At 58.8% G+C, this 16,725-nt stretch carries 17 protein-coding genes and 1 pseudogene; 11 read left to right on the top strand and 7 right to left on the bottom strand.

Translation table 11 applies throughout. The features are described 5' to 3' along the window. Positions 1-133 precede the first annotated feature (133 nt). Together fadD2 and fadD1 are read left to right on the top strand one after the other, a co-directional pair. The gene (fadD2, locus tag A7K61_RS12295) at positions 134-1,822 is read left to right on the top strand and encodes a long-chain-fatty-acid--CoA ligase FadD2 (protein WP_069557654.1); all 1,689 of its coding nucleotides are present in this window, start codon (positions 134-136) and stop codon (positions 1,820-1,822) included. A gap of 793 nt (positions 1,823-2,615) precedes the next feature. Beyond that, positions 2,616-4,307, top strand: coding sequence for a long-chain-fatty-acid--CoA ligase FadD1 (gene fadD1, locus A7K61_RS12290; protein ID WP_032895580.1), 1,692 nt, complete (start codon positions 2,616-2,618; stop codon positions 4,305-4,307). Positions 4,308-4,421: 114 nt separating this feature from the next. Here the strand turns inward: fadD1 and A7K61_RS12285 are convergent, their stop codons facing one another. After that, entirely contained in the window at positions 4,422-4,799 is a 378-nt protein-coding gene (locus tag A7K61_RS12285; RefSeq protein ID WP_003193739.1) for a hypothetical protein, read from the bottom strand. A 201-nt stretch (positions 4,800-5,000) separates the two neighbouring features. Here A7K61_RS12285 and A7K61_RS12280 point away from each other — a divergent pair, with 201 nt between their 5' ends. The 3 genes from A7K61_RS12280 (at position 5,001) to def (ending at position 6,856) form a co-directional block, all read left to right on the top strand. Further along, positions 5,001-5,186, top strand: coding sequence for a CsbD family protein (locus tag A7K61_RS12280; protein WP_003193737.1), 186 nt, complete (start codon positions 5,001-5,003; stop codon positions 5,184-5,186). A gap of 180 nt (positions 5,187-5,366) precedes the next feature. Beyond that, positions 5,367-6,320: a YihY/virulence factor BrkB family protein gene (locus A7K61_RS12275; protein WP_032895581.1), complete on the top strand. Its 954-nt coding sequence runs from the start codon at positions 5,367-5,369 to the stop codon at positions 6,318-6,320. Next, on the top strand, positions 6,317-6,856 hold the full coding sequence (gene def, locus A7K61_RS12270; RefSeq protein WP_044273159.1) for a peptide deformylase: 540 nt from the start codon (positions 6,317-6,319) through the stop codon (positions 6,854-6,856). Before A7K61_RS12275 ends, def begins: the two co-directional genes overlap by 4 nt. A 120-nt stretch (positions 6,857-6,976) precedes the next feature. On the opposite strand, the gene A7K61_RS12265 is transcribed toward def, so the two are convergent. Further along, the gene (locus A7K61_RS12265; RefSeq protein WP_069557653.1) at positions 6,977-7,399 is read right to left on the bottom strand and encodes a GNAT family N-acetyltransferase; all 423 of its coding nucleotides are present in this window, start codon (positions 7,397-7,399) and stop codon (positions 6,977-6,979) included. Positions 7,400-7,701: 302 nt separating this feature from the next. Between A7K61_RS12265 and A7K61_RS12260 the strand changes: the two genes are divergently transcribed. From A7K61_RS12260 to A7K61_RS34210, 6 genes and pseudogenes are all read left to right on the top strand, one after another. Continuing rightward, the gene (locus tag A7K61_RS12260) at positions 7,702-8,631 is read left to right on the top strand and encodes a fatty acid desaturase (protein ID WP_069557652.1); all 930 of its coding nucleotides are present in this window, start codon (positions 7,702-7,704) and stop codon (positions 8,629-8,631) included. A 9-nt stretch (positions 8,632-8,640) separates the two neighbouring features. Then, positions 8,641-9,432 carry a phosphate/phosphite/phosphonate ABC transporter substrate-binding protein gene (locus A7K61_RS12255; RefSeq protein ID WP_047711640.1) on the top strand — a complete coding sequence of 264 codons (792 nt, stop codon included), beginning with the start codon at positions 8,641-8,643 and terminating at the stop codon, positions 9,430-9,432. A gap of 108 nt (positions 9,433-9,540) precedes the next feature. Further along, entirely contained in the window at positions 9,541-10,062 is a 522-nt protein-coding gene (locus tag A7K61_RS12250; protein ID WP_069557651.1) for a sigma-70 family RNA polymerase sigma factor, read from the top strand. Between the two features lie 110 nt (positions 10,063-10,172). Then, positions 10,173-11,123 (top strand): aliphatic sulfonate ABC transporter substrate-binding protein, encoded by a 951-nt coding sequence (locus A7K61_RS12245; RefSeq protein WP_047711639.1) that lies wholly within the window; start codon positions 10,173-10,175, stop codon positions 11,121-11,123. Positions 11,124-11,308: 185 nt separating this feature from the next. Further along, positions 11,309-12,082: pseudogene (locus A7K61_RS34215) on the top strand (PAS domain-containing protein); the annotation flags it as partial. Positions 12,083-12,202: 120 nt separating this feature from the next. Continuing rightward, a complete protein-coding gene (locus A7K61_RS34210; protein WP_371321886.1) occupies positions 12,203-12,628 on the top strand; it encodes a methyl-accepting chemotaxis protein in 426 nt (141 codons plus the stop codon). Positions 12,629-12,774: 146 nt separating this feature from the next. On the opposite strand, the gene A7K61_RS12235 is transcribed toward A7K61_RS34210, so the two are convergent. The 5 genes from A7K61_RS12235 to A7K61_RS12215 form a co-directional block, all read right to left on the bottom strand. Further along, positions 12,775-13,236 (bottom strand): hypothetical protein, encoded by a 462-nt coding sequence (locus tag A7K61_RS12235; protein ID WP_069557650.1) that lies wholly within the window; start codon positions 13,234-13,236, stop codon positions 12,775-12,777. 132 nt (positions 13,237-13,368) lie between these two features. Next, positions 13,369-14,775 carry an MFS transporter gene (locus A7K61_RS12230; protein ID WP_069557649.1) on the bottom strand — a complete coding sequence of 469 codons (1,407 nt, stop codon included), beginning with the start codon at positions 14,773-14,775 and terminating at the stop codon, positions 13,369-13,371. 84 nt (positions 14,776-14,859) lie between these two features. Beyond that, positions 14,860-15,492: a glutathione S-transferase family protein gene (locus A7K61_RS12225; protein WP_044273168.1), complete on the bottom strand. Its 633-nt coding sequence runs from the start codon at positions 15,490-15,492 to the stop codon at positions 14,860-14,862. Positions 15,493-15,656: 164 nt separating this feature from the next. Further along, positions 15,657-16,073: a hypothetical protein gene (locus tag A7K61_RS12220; protein ID WP_044273169.1), complete on the bottom strand. Its 417-nt coding sequence runs from the start codon at positions 16,071-16,073 to the stop codon at positions 15,657-15,659. A gap of 277 nt (positions 16,074-16,350) precedes the next feature. Further along, complete coding sequence (locus tag A7K61_RS12215) at positions 16,351-16,590, bottom strand: DUF6124 family protein (protein WP_044273170.1); 240 nt, start codon at positions 16,588-16,590, stop codon at positions 16,351-16,353. Between the last annotated feature and the right edge of the window lie 135 nt (positions 16,591-16,725).

The raw sequence follows: 16,725 nt of genomic DNA, 5'->3' as shown, positions 1-16,725 counted from the left end.
CATACAATCAATGACACAGTTCAGCGTCTTGCCTGTTTGGCTATAGCTGCTAACTTCCCCAAAGCTCCGCTTCTTATTGCTGCACACCTGCATGGCAGCGGCCGGACACACTCAGGTATAGAGGACAAGAATAATGCAACCTGATTTCTGGAATGACAAACGCGCGGCGGGAGTCCCCAATGCCATCGACCTCAGCACCTACAAGTCGGTGATCGAGGTGTTCGAGCGTTCCTGCAAGACCTTCGCCGACCGTCCGGCATTCAGCAGCATGGGCATTACCCTCACCTACGCCGAGCTTGAACGCCAGAGTGCGGCGTTTGCCGGTTACCTGCAGCAGCACACCGACCTCAAGCCCGGCGAGCGCATCGCGGTGCAACTGCCCAACGTGCTGCATTACCCGGTGGCGGTATTCGGCGCACTGCGCGCGGGGCTGATCGTGGTCAACACCAACCCGCTGTATACCCCGCGCGAGATGCGCCACCAGTTCAAGGATGCCGGTGTGCGCGCGCTGGTCTATCTCAACCTGTTCGGTTCACGTGTGCAGGAGGTGTGCACCGACACGGAGATCGACTACCTGATCGAAGCCAGGATGGGCGATTTCATGCCCGCCGCCAAAGGCTGGCTGGTCAACACCGTGGTCGACAAAGTCAAGAAGATGGTTCCGGCCTACCACCTGCCGCGGGCAGTGTCGTTCAAGCGCGCCCTGCGCATGGGTGCGGGCCTTGGGGTGACGCGCCACCCGGTGACCCTGGACGATATCGCCGTGCTGCAATACACCGGCGGCACCACTGGGCTGGCCAAGGGCGCAATGCTCACCCACGGCAACCTGGTGGCGAATATGCAGCAGGTGCGGGCGTGCATGTCGCAACTGGGCGACGACGGCCATCCGCTGGTCAAGGAAGGGCAGGAGGTGATGATTGCACCGCTGCCGCTGTACCACATCTATGCATTCACGGCCAATTGCATGTGCATGATGGTCTCCGGCAACCACAACGTGCTGATCACGAACCCACGGGACATCGGCGGGTTTATCAAGGAACTCAAGCAGTGGCAGTTCTCCGGCCTGTTGGGCCTGAACACACTGTTTGTGGCGCTGATGGACCACCCGGATTTCAAAACTCTGGATTTCTCCCACCTGAAGATCACCAACTCCGGCGGCACTGCCCTGGTCAAGGCCACGGCGGAACGCTGGAAGGCGCTGACCGGCTGCGCGATCGGCGAAGGCTATGGCCTTACCGAAACCTCGCCGGTGGCCAGCACCAACCCCTACGGCGGCCTGTCGCGCCTGGGCACCGTGGGCATCCCGGTACCGGGTACGGCGATGAAAGTCGTGGATGACCTGGGGCAAGAACTGCCGTTGGGCGAGCGTGGCGAGTTGTGCATCCAGGGCCCGCAAGTGATGAAGGGCTACTGGCAGCAACCGGCCGCCACCGCCGAAACCTTGGACGCCGATGGCTGGTTGAAGACCGGTGACATTGCGGTGATCGACACCGATGGCTACATCAGCATTGTGGATCGCAAGAAGGATTTGATCATCGTCTCGGGTTTCAACGTGTACCCCAACGAAATCGAAGACGTGATCATGGCCCACCCGGCCGTGGCCAACTGCGCCGTGATCGGCGTGCCGGACGAGCGCACGGGGGAGGCGGTGAAGCTGTTCGTGGTGGCACGGGCCCAGGGGGTGAGCCTTGAGGAACTGAAAGCGTACTGCAAGGCCAACTTCACCGGGTACAAGGTGCCCAAGCATATTGTGTTGAGGGAGTCGTTGCCGATGACACCGGTGGGCAAGATCCTGCGCCGGGAACTGCGCGACATCGCTTGAATTGAAACCGGGTACAAAAAATGTGGGAGCTGGTTTGCCTGCGAAGGCGGCCTAATAGTCAACACAGTTGGACCGGGTACATATCCGTTATTTAGGTAACGGCCACTTAGGGTTCCGCCCTGACGGCGGCTCACTTTCGAAAAGCCGGAATGCCGGCCCAGGCGAAAGTAAGCAAAGCGCTCTTGCCCCACCACTCGGCACCTCGCTTAGGCTCGGTGTGCCCGTAATCCGCCAGTGATTTGGGGGGCCGCCGCCACGCGCCATCCATGGCGCGGGGCGGCTAAACCGGCATCCCTGCCGGTTTACCCCCCAAATCGCTGTCGAATTACGGCCAGCGTGGTTTGACGGGGCGCCTAAGATCACAAGCAGATCAAGATCAAGAGCGGCTCGCTTCGCATCGTGGTTACCGTTGGCTGCTACAGCCTACAAAGTTATGTAGATACCTATGCTGCGATAGCAGTGTTTCAGTCACATGTTGAATTGACTGAGCCACCGCTATCGCAGGCAAGCCAGCTCCCACATCGTCATTCTGCACCCTTGAGAGCTTGTTCTAGAGCCATTCCTGGTGTTATAGAATTTTTGCTCTAAAAGTGACCATTGGATATTCTTGAGTCATGTTTATGACTGTAGGGCCCTCTTTTGGCTCTAGGCGGCCCTTGGCAAAGCTGCTACTCTCGGCGCGCTTTGTGACTTCTAGGCCTGCTTGAAAGCGCCAGACTCACCTAAAAACATACACCAATAATAATCGCATCAAATGCGATGATGAATTCGCGTCGCTGAGGAGTGGGCTTCCATGAATGAAGACTTTTGGAAGGATAAGTACCCCGCCGGGATTGCTGCACAGATCAATCCAGACGAGTATCCGAATATTCAGGCGGTACTGAAGCAGTCCTGCCAGCGCTTCGCTAACAAACCGGCTTTCAGCAACCTGGGCAAGACCATCACCTACGGTGAACTGTACGAATTGTCCGGCGCATTCGCCGCCTATCTGCAACAGCATACCGACTTGAAGCCTGGCGATCGAATCGCCGTGCAACTGCCCAACGTTCTGCAATACCCGGTCGCTGTATTCGGTGCGATCCGCGCCGGCCTGATCGTGGTCAACACCAACCCGCTGTACACCGCGCGGGAAATGGAACACCAATTCAATGATTCTGGGGCCAAGGCCCTGGTTTGCCTGGCCAACATGGCGCACCTGGCTGAAAAAGTCGTGCCCAAGACCGCCGTCAAGCACGTGATCGTCACCGAAGTTGCCGACCTGCTCTCGCCGTTCAAGCGCGTGCTGATCAACAGCGTGATCAAGTACGTGAAGAAAATGGTCCCGGCCTATCACTTGCCTCAGGCCATCAAGTTCAACGACGTGCTCGCCAAGGGCCATGGCCAGCCGGTCAACGATGCCAGCCCGGCCAGCGGCGATGTGGCCGTGCTGCAATACACCGGCGGTACCACCGGCGTGGCCAAGGGCGCGATGCTGACCCACCGCAATCTCGTGGCCAACATGCTGCAATGCAAGGCGCTGATGGGCTCCAACCTCAACGAAGGCTGCGAGATCCTGATCACGCCGCTGCCGCTGTACCACATCTATGCCTTCACCTTTCATTGCATGGCGATGATGCTGATCGGCAACCACAACATCCTGATCAGCAACCCGCGCGACCTGCCGGCGATGGTCAAGGAACTGTCGAAGTGGAAGTTCAGCGGCTTCGTCGGCCTCAACACCCTGTTTGTGGCGCTGTGCAACAACGAAGGTTTCCGCAAGCTGGACTTCTCTGCGCTGAAGGTCACCCTGTCGGGGGGCATGGCGTTGCAACTGGCAGCGGCGGAGCGTTGGAAGGCGGTGACCGGCTGCGCGATCTGCGAAGGCTACGGCATGACCGAAACCAGCCCGGTGGCCACGGTCAACCCGATCCAGCATATCCAGATCGGCACCATTGGCATTCCGGTGCCTTCCACCGCGTGTAAAGTCATCGCCGACGACGGCACCGAGCTTGCACTGGGTGAAACCGGCGAGCTGTGTGTGAAAGGTCCGCAAGTGATGAAGGGCTACTGGCAGCGCCAGGACGCCACCGACGAGATGCTCGACAGCGAAGGCTGGCTGAAAACCGGCGACATCGCGATCATCCAGCCAGACGGCTACATGCGTATCGTCGACCGCAAGAAGGACATGATTCTGGTCTCCGGTTTCAACGTCTACCCCAACGAGCTGGAAGACGTGCTCGCGGGCCTGCCGGGCGTGCTGCAGTGTGCGGCCATCGGCGTACCGGATGAAAAATCCGGTGAGCACATCAAGTTGTTCATCGTGGTCAAGCCAGGGGCTACGCTCACCAAGGACCAGGTGATGGAACACATGCGCGCCAACGTCACCGGCTACAAGGTGCCCAAGGCCGTGGAGTTCCGTGATGCGTTGCCGACTACCAACGTGGGCAAGATCTTGCGGCGTGAATTGCGGGATGAAGAGCTGAAGAAACTCGGTCTTAAAAAGTAACCCATAAAAAACCCCGCTGATGCGGGGTTTTTTATGTGGGCGCGGTCGTCACCTTCTGTAGGAGCGAGCTTGCTCGCTCCTACAAAAGGCCTGTCAGGGCAGCCCGCACGGTTTTTACAGGGCGAACTGGGCGAAGCTCACACCCGCACCGGCGGGGCGTACGTCCTTCAAGAACGAATCCTTGTCGGCACTCAGCTCCAGGGTAATCTCCGGCTTGCGCTTGCCCGCATTGCGCACCACCAGCCCTTCGAGCTTTTCACGTAGGAACACGGTCGGCACCTTCAGGTGCAGCAACTGGTCGGTGTCGGCGTTGTGCATCAACAGGTGGATCCACTCGTACTGGCCCACAGCAATGCGCCCCACCGGCAGGTCGAACCACCAGATGTTGCGTTTGCGGTCCAGGTCGGTGAAGTGGCAGTTGTTGACGCCGAGTACGGCACCGCCCAGTTCCTGGTTTCTGCGGGCAATGGCCTGTGCTTTATTGAGTTTCATAACCTTCCTACGGGATCTGTTATTCAGCGTTGCAGCCTGAATGTGCCGGGCATTCTCGTGGGTTGGCTGCAAAACATAAAGCCAAACCTGCCGCTTTCGATGAAATGCTTGCGCAAAAATAATTGAAACTCTGCCGTTGCGCTTCAGGTCAACCGCTACGTAGTGACCAAAAACCATTTGATTGTTATCAGGAGTAATACCATGAGCAGCACTTCCGATAAGGTAAAGGGCTTGGCGAACGAAGCTGTGGGTAACATCAAGCAAGGCGTCGGTAAAGTCACAGACAACGACAAACTGCGTGCTGAAGGCGTGATTCAAGAGAAAAAAGGCGAAGCGCAGCAGGCAGTGGGCAAGACCAAGGACGCAGTGAAAAAAGCCACTGAGTAACACGTCCTGGCTGGCTGAACCCAGCAGCCCGACGGCCATCCACGGATGGCCGTTTTTGTATCCGGTGGTGCAACTAAACTTTCGAAATTGTTTCAAAGTCGCCAAATGGGCTACTTTGATGTAGAAAACGGCCCCTGAGTCGCCCACGAACTCAACCTCTTTGCGGCGAAAGGAGACGCTATGCTTTTTCCGGTACTCGATGGTCTCAAGCTGCACAAGGTGCTGGTACGCACCATCAAGGAATTCGTCGATGACGAAATGCCTACCTACGCCTCGGCACTGGCCTACCAGATGCTGTTCTCGTTGTTTCCGTTCCTGCTGTTTCTCATTGCCCTGATCGGCTTCCTGCACCTGCCGGACTTCTTCAGTTGGCTGCGCCTGCAATCGGAGCTGGTATTGCCCCCCCAGGCGCTGGAGCAGGTCAACCCGGTGATCGATCAGTTGCAGCAGTCCAAGGGCGGCTTGCTCTCGGTGGGTATCGTCATCGCGCTGTGGACGGCCTCTGCGGGCGTGCGCCTGATGATGAGCGCCATGAACGCCGCCTACGACGTGGTTGAAGGGCGGCCGATCTGGAAACGTTTCCCGCTGTCGATCTTCTACACCGTGGGCATCGCCGGCATGCTGCTGGCCGCCGCCGCGCTGATGGTGCTGGGCCCGCAGGTCATGGAGTGGCTGGCCGGGCAGATCGGCATGCAGGAATTCGTGGTCACGCTGTGGACTATCCTGCGCTGGCCGCTGATTGTGATCTTGCTGATGTTCGCCGTGGCTCTCATGTACTACGTGATGCCGGACGTCGAGCAGGAATTTCGCTTTATCACCCCCGGCTCCGTCTTGGCCGTGGTGGTATGGATCGTCGCCTCACTGGGCTTTGGCTACTACGTCAAGACCTTCGCGGACTACAACGCCATGTATGGCAGCATCGGCGCGATCATTGTCTTGCTCCTGTATTTCTACATCTCTGCCGCCGTACTGCTGCTGGGCGCAGAGATGAATGCCGTGATCGAACACATGTCCGCCGAGGGCAAAGACCCTGGTGAGAAGGAAATAGGCGAGCCGGGCCACACTGATGAAAAACAACACGTCTCTGGCCTAGGCCGGGACCACTCCAAGCCCATGACCGAGCCTGAGCAATGATCCGTGAAATCCTGAAAATGGGCGACGAGCGCCTGCTGCGTATCGCCCCGCCGGTACCGCCGGAAATGTTCGACAGCCCGCAGCTGTGGCAACTGATCGACGATATGTTCCAGACCATGGAGCACGTGGGCGGCGTTGGCCTGGCCGCGCCGCAGATTGGCGTGGACCTGCAACTGGTGATCTTCGGTTTCGAAGCCAGCGAACGCTACCCGGACGCGCCGCCGGTGCCGCAGACCATCCTGATCAACCCGCTGATCACACCGCTCAGCCCAGTACTGGAAGAGGGCTATGAAGGTTGCCTGTCGGTGCCCGGCCTGCGCGGCGCCGTGAACCGTTACCAGCAGATTCGCTACGAAGGATTCGACCCCAAAGGCGAGCCGATCGTACGCTTTGCCGACGGTTTCCATGCGCGGGTGGTGCAGCATGAGTGCGACCATTTGATCGGCCGGCTGTACCCCTCGCGGATCACCGATTTCAGCAAATTCGGGTTTATTGAAGTGATGTTCCCGGAGCTGGACCCAACGGCTGACGAATAGCCCTTCTGACACACTCACAGTTCAACTGTGGGAGCTGGCTTGCCTGCGATAGCGGTTTATCTGTCACAGATAGATTGGCTGGCCCACCGCCATCGCAGGCAAGCCAGCTCCCACATGGGTTCAGCGTTTATCCAGGGCATTGAGCCCCATCGCAATCATCGGCTTATTGCGCTTGTAGCGCACCAGCCGTTCACTCAACGATTGCGGCAAAACCGTGTCCTGGCTGAACCCCATCCCCTGATACAACCGTTCCAGGTCCGGATGGCACAGCAACCAAACCGTCCCCTCAATCCCCGCCACGGCCTCGCCGATCAATCGAGCCGCCAGCCCCTGGCCACGATAAGTCGGCGCCACAAACACCCCCGTCAGCCACTGCCCGCCCACCACCGGGCTCAAGCACAAGCCGGCCACGATCTCGCCATCTCGCACTACCCACAAACGGCCGCCCTTGAGCGCCTTCATCGATGAATTGTGGCTGCGGTAAAACTTGTTCAGCAGTGGCCACAGAGGCTCGGCCAGCGGTTCGATGTGCAATGGGGGCATGGGGTTCAGACAAGCGTTATCCAGGGCAGGGGATTATAAGCGCCTTCTGCCGGGCAATAGGTGGTATACCCAGTGCTACGTCCCCTGTTAGTGGAGCACGCATCATGGCCAAAGGTATGGATTCAAAGAAAGCCGCGAAGAAAAAACCGGCAAAGACTGCGGATGAAAAACGCGCGGACAAGAAGACCAAAAAATCCGAAGCAGGCCTGTTCGGTCACTGAGTTACAAGCTTAGAACCCAACGATCTGCAAGATTTTCCCGCCTCATTGCACAGAGCAGGAAACACCTGCTCTGAGCTGCCGATGACCCATTACCTTGATCCGACCCAGCGCCGGGAAATCGAAGCCCTGGCGACGACCTTTGTGGCAAGAACCGAGTGGCCGACCTGGCTGCTGTTGATCGGCGTATATGCGGGCTGGTTCGCGGTGATCCTTGGCAGCTGGTGGCTGGGCCTGTGGCTGAGCATATTGCTGCTGATTCCGCTGGTGACCCTGTGGCTATCGGTGCAGCACGAATTGCTCCACGGCCACCCGACTCGTTCGTTATGGCTGAATAAACTCCTCGGCTATGCCCCGTTCGCGGTGTGGTATCCCTACACGCTGTACCGCGACAGCCACCTGTTGCACCATAACGACCACGACCTGACTCTACCGGGCATCGACCCGGAAAGCCGCTACCTCAATCAGCAGCAATGGAACAACAGCTCGCTGTTCGAACGTGGCCTGCATTGGCTGACCAAGACCTTGCTTGGCCGCTTCCTGCTGGCAGCGCCGTTGGCGATTGGCCGGTTGGCACGTCACGAATTTCAACGCCTGCCCCAGGTATGGCCGATGTGGCTGGCCCACGGCGCCGTCACTGTGTTGATGCTGAGTTTCATCGCCTACTACAGCGCGCTTGCGGTGTGGCATTACCTGCTGCTGGTCAGCGTGCCAGCATTGTCCCTGGCCTCGGTCCGTTCCTACTATGAGCACCGCCCCCATCCCCGGCCGGAACAGCGCACAGTGCTCAACGAAGCGTCCTGGCCCTGGGCCTGGCTGTTTCTCAACAACAATCTGCACCTGGTACACCACGATCTGCCAAAGTTGCCGTGGTACCTGCTGCCCAGGGTGTACCGTGCCCGGCGCGAGCAGTGGTTGGCGCGCAGCGGTGGTTTCCTGGTGCAGGGCTACGGCCAGTTGATCAGCCGTCACGGACTCAAGGCCATCGACAGTCCCCGGCACCCGTTTGCCTGAGAGGCGACCATGAGTGAGCATTACGCCGACCTGCGCATGTACGTTGCGCCCCAGCCCATCCAGCAGGCCAATCAACGCTGGCTGGCGCGCATCCTTGAGCGACTGAAGCTGCATCGTCTTGACGCCGACCACCTCGACTTGCCCGGCCTGTGGCTTTCGCCGCAATTGCTCGTCAGCCAAACCTGCGGCTACCCGCTGATGACCCAATTGCGCGGCCAGGTACGCATCATTGGGCGCCCCCGTTACGAGTTGGTCCACAGCAGCCACGGCGAACATTGCAGCCTGCTGTTGACCCGCGCTGACAACCCGCGTAACCGCCTGGCGCAGTTCTACCAGAGCCGCGGCGTGATCAACGGTCACGACTCCAACAGCGGCATGAGCCTGCTGCGTCACTGCGTGGCGCCGTTGCAGCGCGACGGGCGGTTCTTCGCCAGCGTTGGCATCAGCGGCGCCCACCGCGAGAGCTTGCGCTGGCTGCGTGAAGACCGCGCCGACCTCGCTGCCATCGACAGCGTCACCTACGACTACCTCGCACGATTCGCCCCCGAAGAGGTCGCGGGCCTGCGTGTCATCACTCGCAGCGCGCCGAGCCCGACTTTGCCCTACATAGGCGCGCTGGGCTTGAGCGACGTGCAGGTGGCGCAGATTCGTGAGGCGATGAACCTGGCGTTGCAGGACCTGCCGCAGGTGACGCAAACCTTGGGTGTGCAAACCGTGCTCCCTGCCAGCGAAGACGACTATCAGGTGGTGTTGGATTACCAACGGCAGGCCACCAGCGCCGGCTACCCGAAACTTCAATAGGGTTATATAAAAATGCATTTTAAATATTATTAAAGCATAAGCAGCCTTGCTAGGATGGCTCCACCGGAACACCGGACATACCGCGCAACCTACTCAGAAGGAGCCACTATGTCCGGCGCCGATAGTGCTCACAGCGATTACGTGGGCTCACTGTTTCGCATTCATTACCCTTGGCTGTGCAGCCGCTTGCACCGCTACCTCAACTCCCGTGCCCACGCCGAAGACATCGCCGTCGACGCGTTTGTCCAGCTTCTGAGTGCACCTCAGGTAGCGCCGATACGACAGCCCCGCGCATTGCTTACCACCATTGCCCAGCGCCTGGTGTACCAGGTGTGGCGTCGGCGTGATCTGGAGCGTACCTACCTCGCTGCGCTGGATGACGATGCAGCCTGCGCCGAGGACCGCGCCCAGGTACTCGAAGCCCTGCAAGCCATCGATCTATTGCTCGAGCGCTTGCCGGCCAAGGTCAAGACGACGTTCCTGTTGTCCCGCGTCAACGGCCTGACGTACCCCCAGATCGCCGCCGAACTGGGGATTTCCCAGCGCTCGGTCAGTGACTATATGGCCCGCGCTGTTACCGGCCTTGAATCCCACACCGATCAAATGTGGGAGCTGGCTTGCCTGCGATAGCGGTGAGCCAGCCAACACTTCTGACCCTGACAGGCCGCCATCGCAGGCACGCCAGCTTCCACGCTTACTGTGCTCACTTTGAATCTGATCGAACCACCAAGAGGCAACTTATGAAAGCAATCAAACACCTGCTGGGCAGTTCGCTGCTGGCATTGGCGGTATTGGCGCAGCCCACCTCAGCGGCCGAACCTTCCACGTTGCGCATTGGCTACCAGAAAAGCTCGGTCAGCATGGTGCTCGCCCGTGAGCACAAGCTTTTTGAAGCGGCGCTGCCCGGCACCCAGGTGCAGTGGACCGAATTTCTCGGCGGCCCGCCGCTGATCGAAGCGCTTAACGCCGGCAGCCTGGACATCGGCAATATTGGCGACATCCCGCCGATCTTCGCCCAGGCGGCCGGGATCGACTTGCAGTATTTCGCCGTCGAGCCTAACGAAGGCAAGGCCGAAGCAGTGCTGGTGCCCAAGGCCAGTACGGTGCAGACCGTGGCCGAACTCAAGGGCAAACGCGTGGCGTTGCTCAAAGGCTCCAGTGCGCACAACTTGTTCCTCAAGAGCCTGCTGCGCGCCGGGTTGCAGTGGAAGGATGTGAACGTGGTGTACCTGTCGCCTTCCGACGGCCGTGCCGCGTTCGAACAAGGCAAGGTGGATGCCTGGGTGGTGTGGGACCCGTACTACTCGGCCGCCGTGATCGACGGCTCGGCACGCGTGCTGGGGGATGGGCAAGGGTTGAACTCTGCGGGCAGTTTTTTCGTGGTCAACCACCCGTTTGCCAAGCAGCACCCCGAGGCCATCGCCACGATTATCCAGACACTAGGCAAGGCCCAGCGCCTGTCGCTGGATCAGCCCGACGCGAGCATCGCGCTGATGGCCGGCACTTTGGGGCTGCAACCGGCGGTGGTCAAAAGCTACTTCGAACATCGCTCCCCTGAACCGATCCGTCCCTTGGAGGCCATCGACATTGCCAACCAGCAACGCACCGCCGACCTGTTTTTTGCCAACGGCCTGATCCCGAAAAAAGTCGATGTGCAGCAGGCTGTCTTTAAGCCCCTTGGTCATCCCTAAGCAATGCTGGCGGATTAGTGGCCTTGCAGAGTGCCAAGGCCTGTCTATGCTCACCCAGAACCGTTAACGACGCTTGGCCGATAAAGCGTTTCCAATGGTTATTTCCCCATGCAGGTGTACCAGAAATATCCAACGTATGAATGGAATGCGCCCTCCAGGCGCCGGGAATCTAGGGTGATCTGACCATGTTCAACCGCCAGCACAAATCCGACCTGCAAGAAATCCAGCGTTTTTCCTGTGCCCTCACCGAAGCCAACGCCAAGCTTGCCGCTATCAGCCGCTCCATGGCGATGATCGAGTTCGACCGCACGGGAGTGATCCTTAATGCCAACGAACGTTTTTGCCAAACCATGGGCTACGGCGTCGAGGAGATCCGTGGCAAACATCACCGTCTGTTTTGCGAGGAGGCGTATACCCACACCGATGCCTACCACCAGTTGTGGCGCGACCTGGCGCGAGGCGAGGCGCTCAGCGGCACCTTCATGCGCCTTAACAAGCGCGGTGAGCAAGTGTGGCTGCAAGCCAGCTACTTGCCAGTGCTGGACAGCGACCATCAGGTACGCAGTGTGATCAAGGTGGCGGCGGATATTTCCGCACGGGTCCATCACGAACACGAAAACCAAAGTCTGATCGACGCCATCAGCCGTTCCATGGCGGTGATCGAATTCACGCCACAGGGCCAGATCCTCAATGCCAACGAAAACTTCCTGCGCACAGTGCAGTACACGCGCGAAGAAATCATCGGCCAGCATCACAGCATGTTTTGCCACCGCAGCGAAGTGGAGTCCCCGGCGTATAAGGCGTTTTGGGCTTCACTCAATCGCGGTGAGTTTCACTCCCACCGCTTCGAACGTAAAAACAAATACGGCAAGACCCTGTTTCTGGAAGCCTCTTACAACCCCATCTTCGATACGCATGGGCGCTTGTACAAAGTGGTGAAGTTCGCCAGCGATATCACCGAGCAAGTCAGTACCCTGCGCACGGCCGCCGACTCGGCCCACGCCACTTCGGTACAGAACGATGCCTGCGCCCGCAAGGGCTCGCAGGTGGTGCAGCAAACGGTGCAGATCATTGAAGCCATGTCCCACGACCTTAACCAGGCGGCGCAGAGCATCGATGCGGTGAGCAAGCAGTCGGACATCATCGGTGCCATCGTGCAAACCATCCGCAGCATTGCCGAACAAACCAACATGCTGGCCCTGAATGCGGCAATTGAAGCCGCGCGCGCGGGCGAGCACGGGCGTGGGTTTGCGGTGGTGGCCGATGAAGTGCGCAGCCTCGCCGCACGCACCAGCCAGGCCACCGTTGAGATCGTGGACGTGGTACGCAAGAACCACGACCTGTCGTTGAGCGCAGTGTCGAGCATGCAGTCGAGTTTGAGCCGCACGGGCCTGGGCGTGGAGTTGGCGAACGAGGCGGGGCAGGTGATCCTGGAGATCCAGGAAGGCTCACGGCATGTGGTGGATGCGATCAGTCAGTTCAATTCGACGCTGCAATTGCAATAACTGAACACTGCGCTGATCCCATGTAAAAAATGGTCCAACGGTGGGAGCGGGCTTGCTCGCGAATGCGGTGCTTCAGCCAACTTATCAGTGACTGACACTCTGCTTTCGCGAGCAAGCCCGCTCCCACCGTTGCTCTGCTGTGTGGCTCAGATCGCGGCCAAGGTTTCTTTGAGTGTATGGGCTGGCGAAGCAGTGGCCTTCGCCGCAACCTGCTGCTGTTGCTGCTCTTTCAAGCGCTCGGCCACTTGTTTGGCGATGGCGTCTTGTTTTTCCTGGGGCAGCGCCTGCACTTGCTCTTCGGTCAGCCCTTGTTCCTTGAGCAACTGTTCACGAATACGTTCGGCCGGGGATTTGCTCATGTATTCGGTGAACTCGGTACGTGCCCCGTTAGTCGTGGCCTGTAACTGCACGCGGGTCTTGGCGAAGGCTTCGTCGATGCGATCGCTGGCCTTGTCCAATTCCCTCTGCGCGGCCGGCACGGTGACGCTGTGTTGCGCAGCCTGCAAAGCGCCGCTGTACAGCGCACTGGCGGCGGCGTTGGCGGGGTCCATGTCGGGTCGCGTGATCTGTTGCACGTTCGACGCCGCTTGAGTGTTGTTAACCAGCATGATCGGTCACCTATGAAAACAGACGGTGCGACAGCTGGAGCAAATACTGTGCCGGGTGCCGTACCCCAGTGTTTACTGGGGCGGGAGTTGTCGGCGCGGCAAGCCTTCTCCTTGTGCGGCCAACCGTTGCCGTCAGTGAGCGATGTTCTCCAGCGCCAGGTTGCGCGTGCGTGGCCCGAACCAACTGATGGTAATCATCACGATCAACATGCTGCTGGCGATAAACGCCAACACACCCGGCGTGCCCAGGTGTTCGAGGATAAAACCGATCAACAAACTGCTGAACACCGTGGATAAACGGCTGAACGAATAACAGAACCCCACCGCCCGTGCACGGATATTGGTGGGGAACAATTCGCTCTGGTAGGAGTGATAACTGAAGCTCAGCCAGGCGTTGCAGAAGGTGATCATCACCCCGCAGAAAATCAGCCCTAACGCGGTGGTTTGCAGGGCAAACAGGCTGCCGAAGATCACCGCCCCCATGGCCGAGCCGACAATCTGCCATTTGTTCTCAAAGCGGTTGGCCACTTTGACGAACAACAGCGGGCCCAGCGGGTAGGCGAGGGTGATGATGAAGGCGTAGAGCAGGCTGTGGGTCACGCTGACCCCCTGGCCCGAGAGCAAGGCCGGCAGCCAGTTGCCAAAGCCGAAGAAGCCGATGGCCTGGAATACATGAAACACGATCAGCATCAAGGCGCGGCGACGGTAGGGCGGCTGCCAGATATCGGCGAAACGGCCACTGCCTTGCACGCTGATCGCTTCGGGCTCCGGCATGTCCAGCGGCTTGCCGTGATCCTTTTGGCAGCGTGCCTCCAGGTTGTTCAGGATCGTGTCGGCTTCTTCGAAGCGGCCCTGTTGTGCAAGCCAGCGCGGTGACTCCGGCAGGCGCTTGCGCAGTTGCCAGATAAACAGCGCAAACACCGCACTTGAGAGCACCACCCAGCGCCAGCCCGCGATACCGAACGGCGCCTGTGGCACCAACCACCACGACATCAAGGCCACGGCCGGCACCGACAGAAACTGGATAAAAAACGCAAAGGCAAACGCCGAACTGCGCATGCGCTTGGGCACCAGTTCCGAAAGGTAGGCGTCGATGGTCACCAGTTCGATACCTAGGCCAATGCCCACCAGAAAGCGCATGCAAATGATGCCCACGGCCGAGGTTTGAATGCCCATCAACACCGTGGCCACGGTGTACCAGACCAACGCAAAGGTGAAAATCGCGCGGCGCCCGAAGCGGTCGGCGATGGGGCTGAGCAGGCTGGCCCCGAGAAACAGGCCCAGGAATGTGGCCGAGGCGAAAGCGGCCTGGTCCGAGAAGCCGAACACACCTTCGCTGCCGGTATGAAAAATCCCGTCGCTGATCAGACCAGGGCTGATATAGGCGGTCTGGAACAGGTCATACAGCTCGAAAAAACCGCCGATGGAAAGCAACGCCACCAGGCGCCAAATAGTGGCGACGGCGGGCAGGCGGTCGATGCGGGCGCTGATGTGGGCGGCACGGGTGGGGTCTGAAACGCAGGCGGCGAGTGTGGGCATGAATGACCTTCAGTTGGCGGTAAGTTGTAGGCTTTAAGCCACACCGCTTTTGTTTGGGAGTGCTTAAAGCGCGCAACTGCTTTTCTAATTATGGCCGTCGAGAGCGAAGGTCTTGAAACCGGCGTGTTGGCTGAGGCGTTGGTAATACGCCGCGATGGCGGGGTAGGGTGGCCGCTCCATGGGGGTCATCTGCCATCGATGCACAGAAAGGCCTATCAAGATGTCTGCGAGGGTGAACTCTTCGCCGGCGACGTAGGCGCAGGTTTTGGTCAACTGTTGTTCAAGCAAGGCCATCTTGTCATTCCAGGCCTGCACACCCGCCTGGATGCGTTGCGGGTCCTGATAGTCCGGGTTTTGACGCACCAGTGCGTGGAACGCATAGCCCCACGAAGGGTTGAGTTCGGTGGCTTGCCAGTCCATCCACTGTTCGACCCGTGCACGCAAGGCAGGCTCAACGGGTAGCAAGTCATGGCGCTGATAGAGGCCGACAAGGTAGCGGCAAATGGTATTGGACTCCCACAGCACGCCATGGTCGTCGATCAGCACCGGCACCTGGGCGTTGGGGTTCAAGGCGAGGAAATCGGGGGATTGGGTGGGCTTGAAACCGATGCCCCAGTCTTCGCGCACATAGTCGATGCCCAGCTCTTGGCAGGTCCAGAGTACTTTGCGCACGTTGATGGAGGAGGTGCGGCCCAGGATTTTCAGTGAATGGCCCATGGTGCTTCCCTGAAGATGAAGAGATGACAAGGGCAATTTAGCAGGCGTCGCGGGCTACGACGAGTGTTTGGGCGGTTAGGATTAACGTATCGCTCGCGGGAGTCGAGAAGGCGTTTCAAGAACGTGCAGGCTTTGAATGTTAAAGCCCGCACGTAGCAGCAGGATCATTCTTCACTAAAGTTGTTCACGTTGAAAGTACCCACAAATTCACTTCCCCGAGAGATGAAGGAGAAGTTTCCTGTGAGGTGCTGGGCTTGTCTTATAAGTGTAATGTTGAAGGTTCCGCTTTCGGCATCATAATAGATACCTTCATCACCTATGTAATGGTCGAAATAGGCGAAAGGAATTTTTCCGGGTATAGGGCCAAGTTCCCCTGTGCTCTCGCCATCCGGTGCTGGCAGTACCAGTCCGACCTGCAGAATTTCATTTTCCTTGTCCTTGATAGAGCAACGGCCCATCACGAGAAGGGTTTGTGTTCTATCGTACAAAAAGATTTGGGTGGCAGCGAACTCGCCATAGGGAGATTTGCTAAGAGTGAAGCTCGCTGTTGATCTGTGACGTTTTCTTTTTTTAGCGTCCATAGTGCAGGCCTCTTTTGACGTAGTAAGGACCACTGTTGAGTGCAAGCGGTCATTCGATTAAATGACAGCCTTTCAAAGGCGTCTACTGGTAGATCTCACAGTGGTTATGCTGTATTTCAAGGAATAGGGTGAAGGGTTTTGACGCTGCGAGCCGTGATGGCTAACGCGTTAAATTAAGAAGGCTTGCTGCCGATTTCGTAGTCTCAGTCACTGGAAACATCGACTGACGGACGGCTATCGGGAGCAAGCCCCTCCCACTCCATGGCCGATTGAGGTCTTAACAGCGTGGTGTGTGTTGGTCCATGGCCTTGCCCACCAGCAATACGCTCAGCTCGCTCAATTGATGAATGGCCAGGGCTACATCGCGGTGTTTGCCAGTGAGGTCATCGGATAGGTCGAGCAGGAGGGTGCTGACAGAGCAGACGGTTTCGTAGCTGTTGGCCAGTAGGGTTTCGGTGGAGATATCGGGTATGAGCGTGAAGAGGGTGGTTGGCGGCGTATCGATTTGTTTGATCATTAGAGCATCCTGGAATGGGCTGCCGCCGCATCGCTACTAAACGATGGAGGCAACTGTACGCAGGTTAGTAGACCGGTGGACACTCAAAGCCGGCGCACCCGAAAGTGCCCTACGCACAGCCGCCATTAACGCGGG

Origin of the sequence: Pseudomonas sp. AP42 (assembly GCF_001728935.1) — a bacterium.
GTDB classification, from domain to species: domain Bacteria; phylum Pseudomonadota; class Gammaproteobacteria; order Pseudomonadales; family Pseudomonadaceae; genus Aquipseudomonas; species Aquipseudomonas lactis.
Note: the sequence above shows the minus strand (reverse complement) of the source record. Positions and strands in the feature narration are given on the sequence as shown.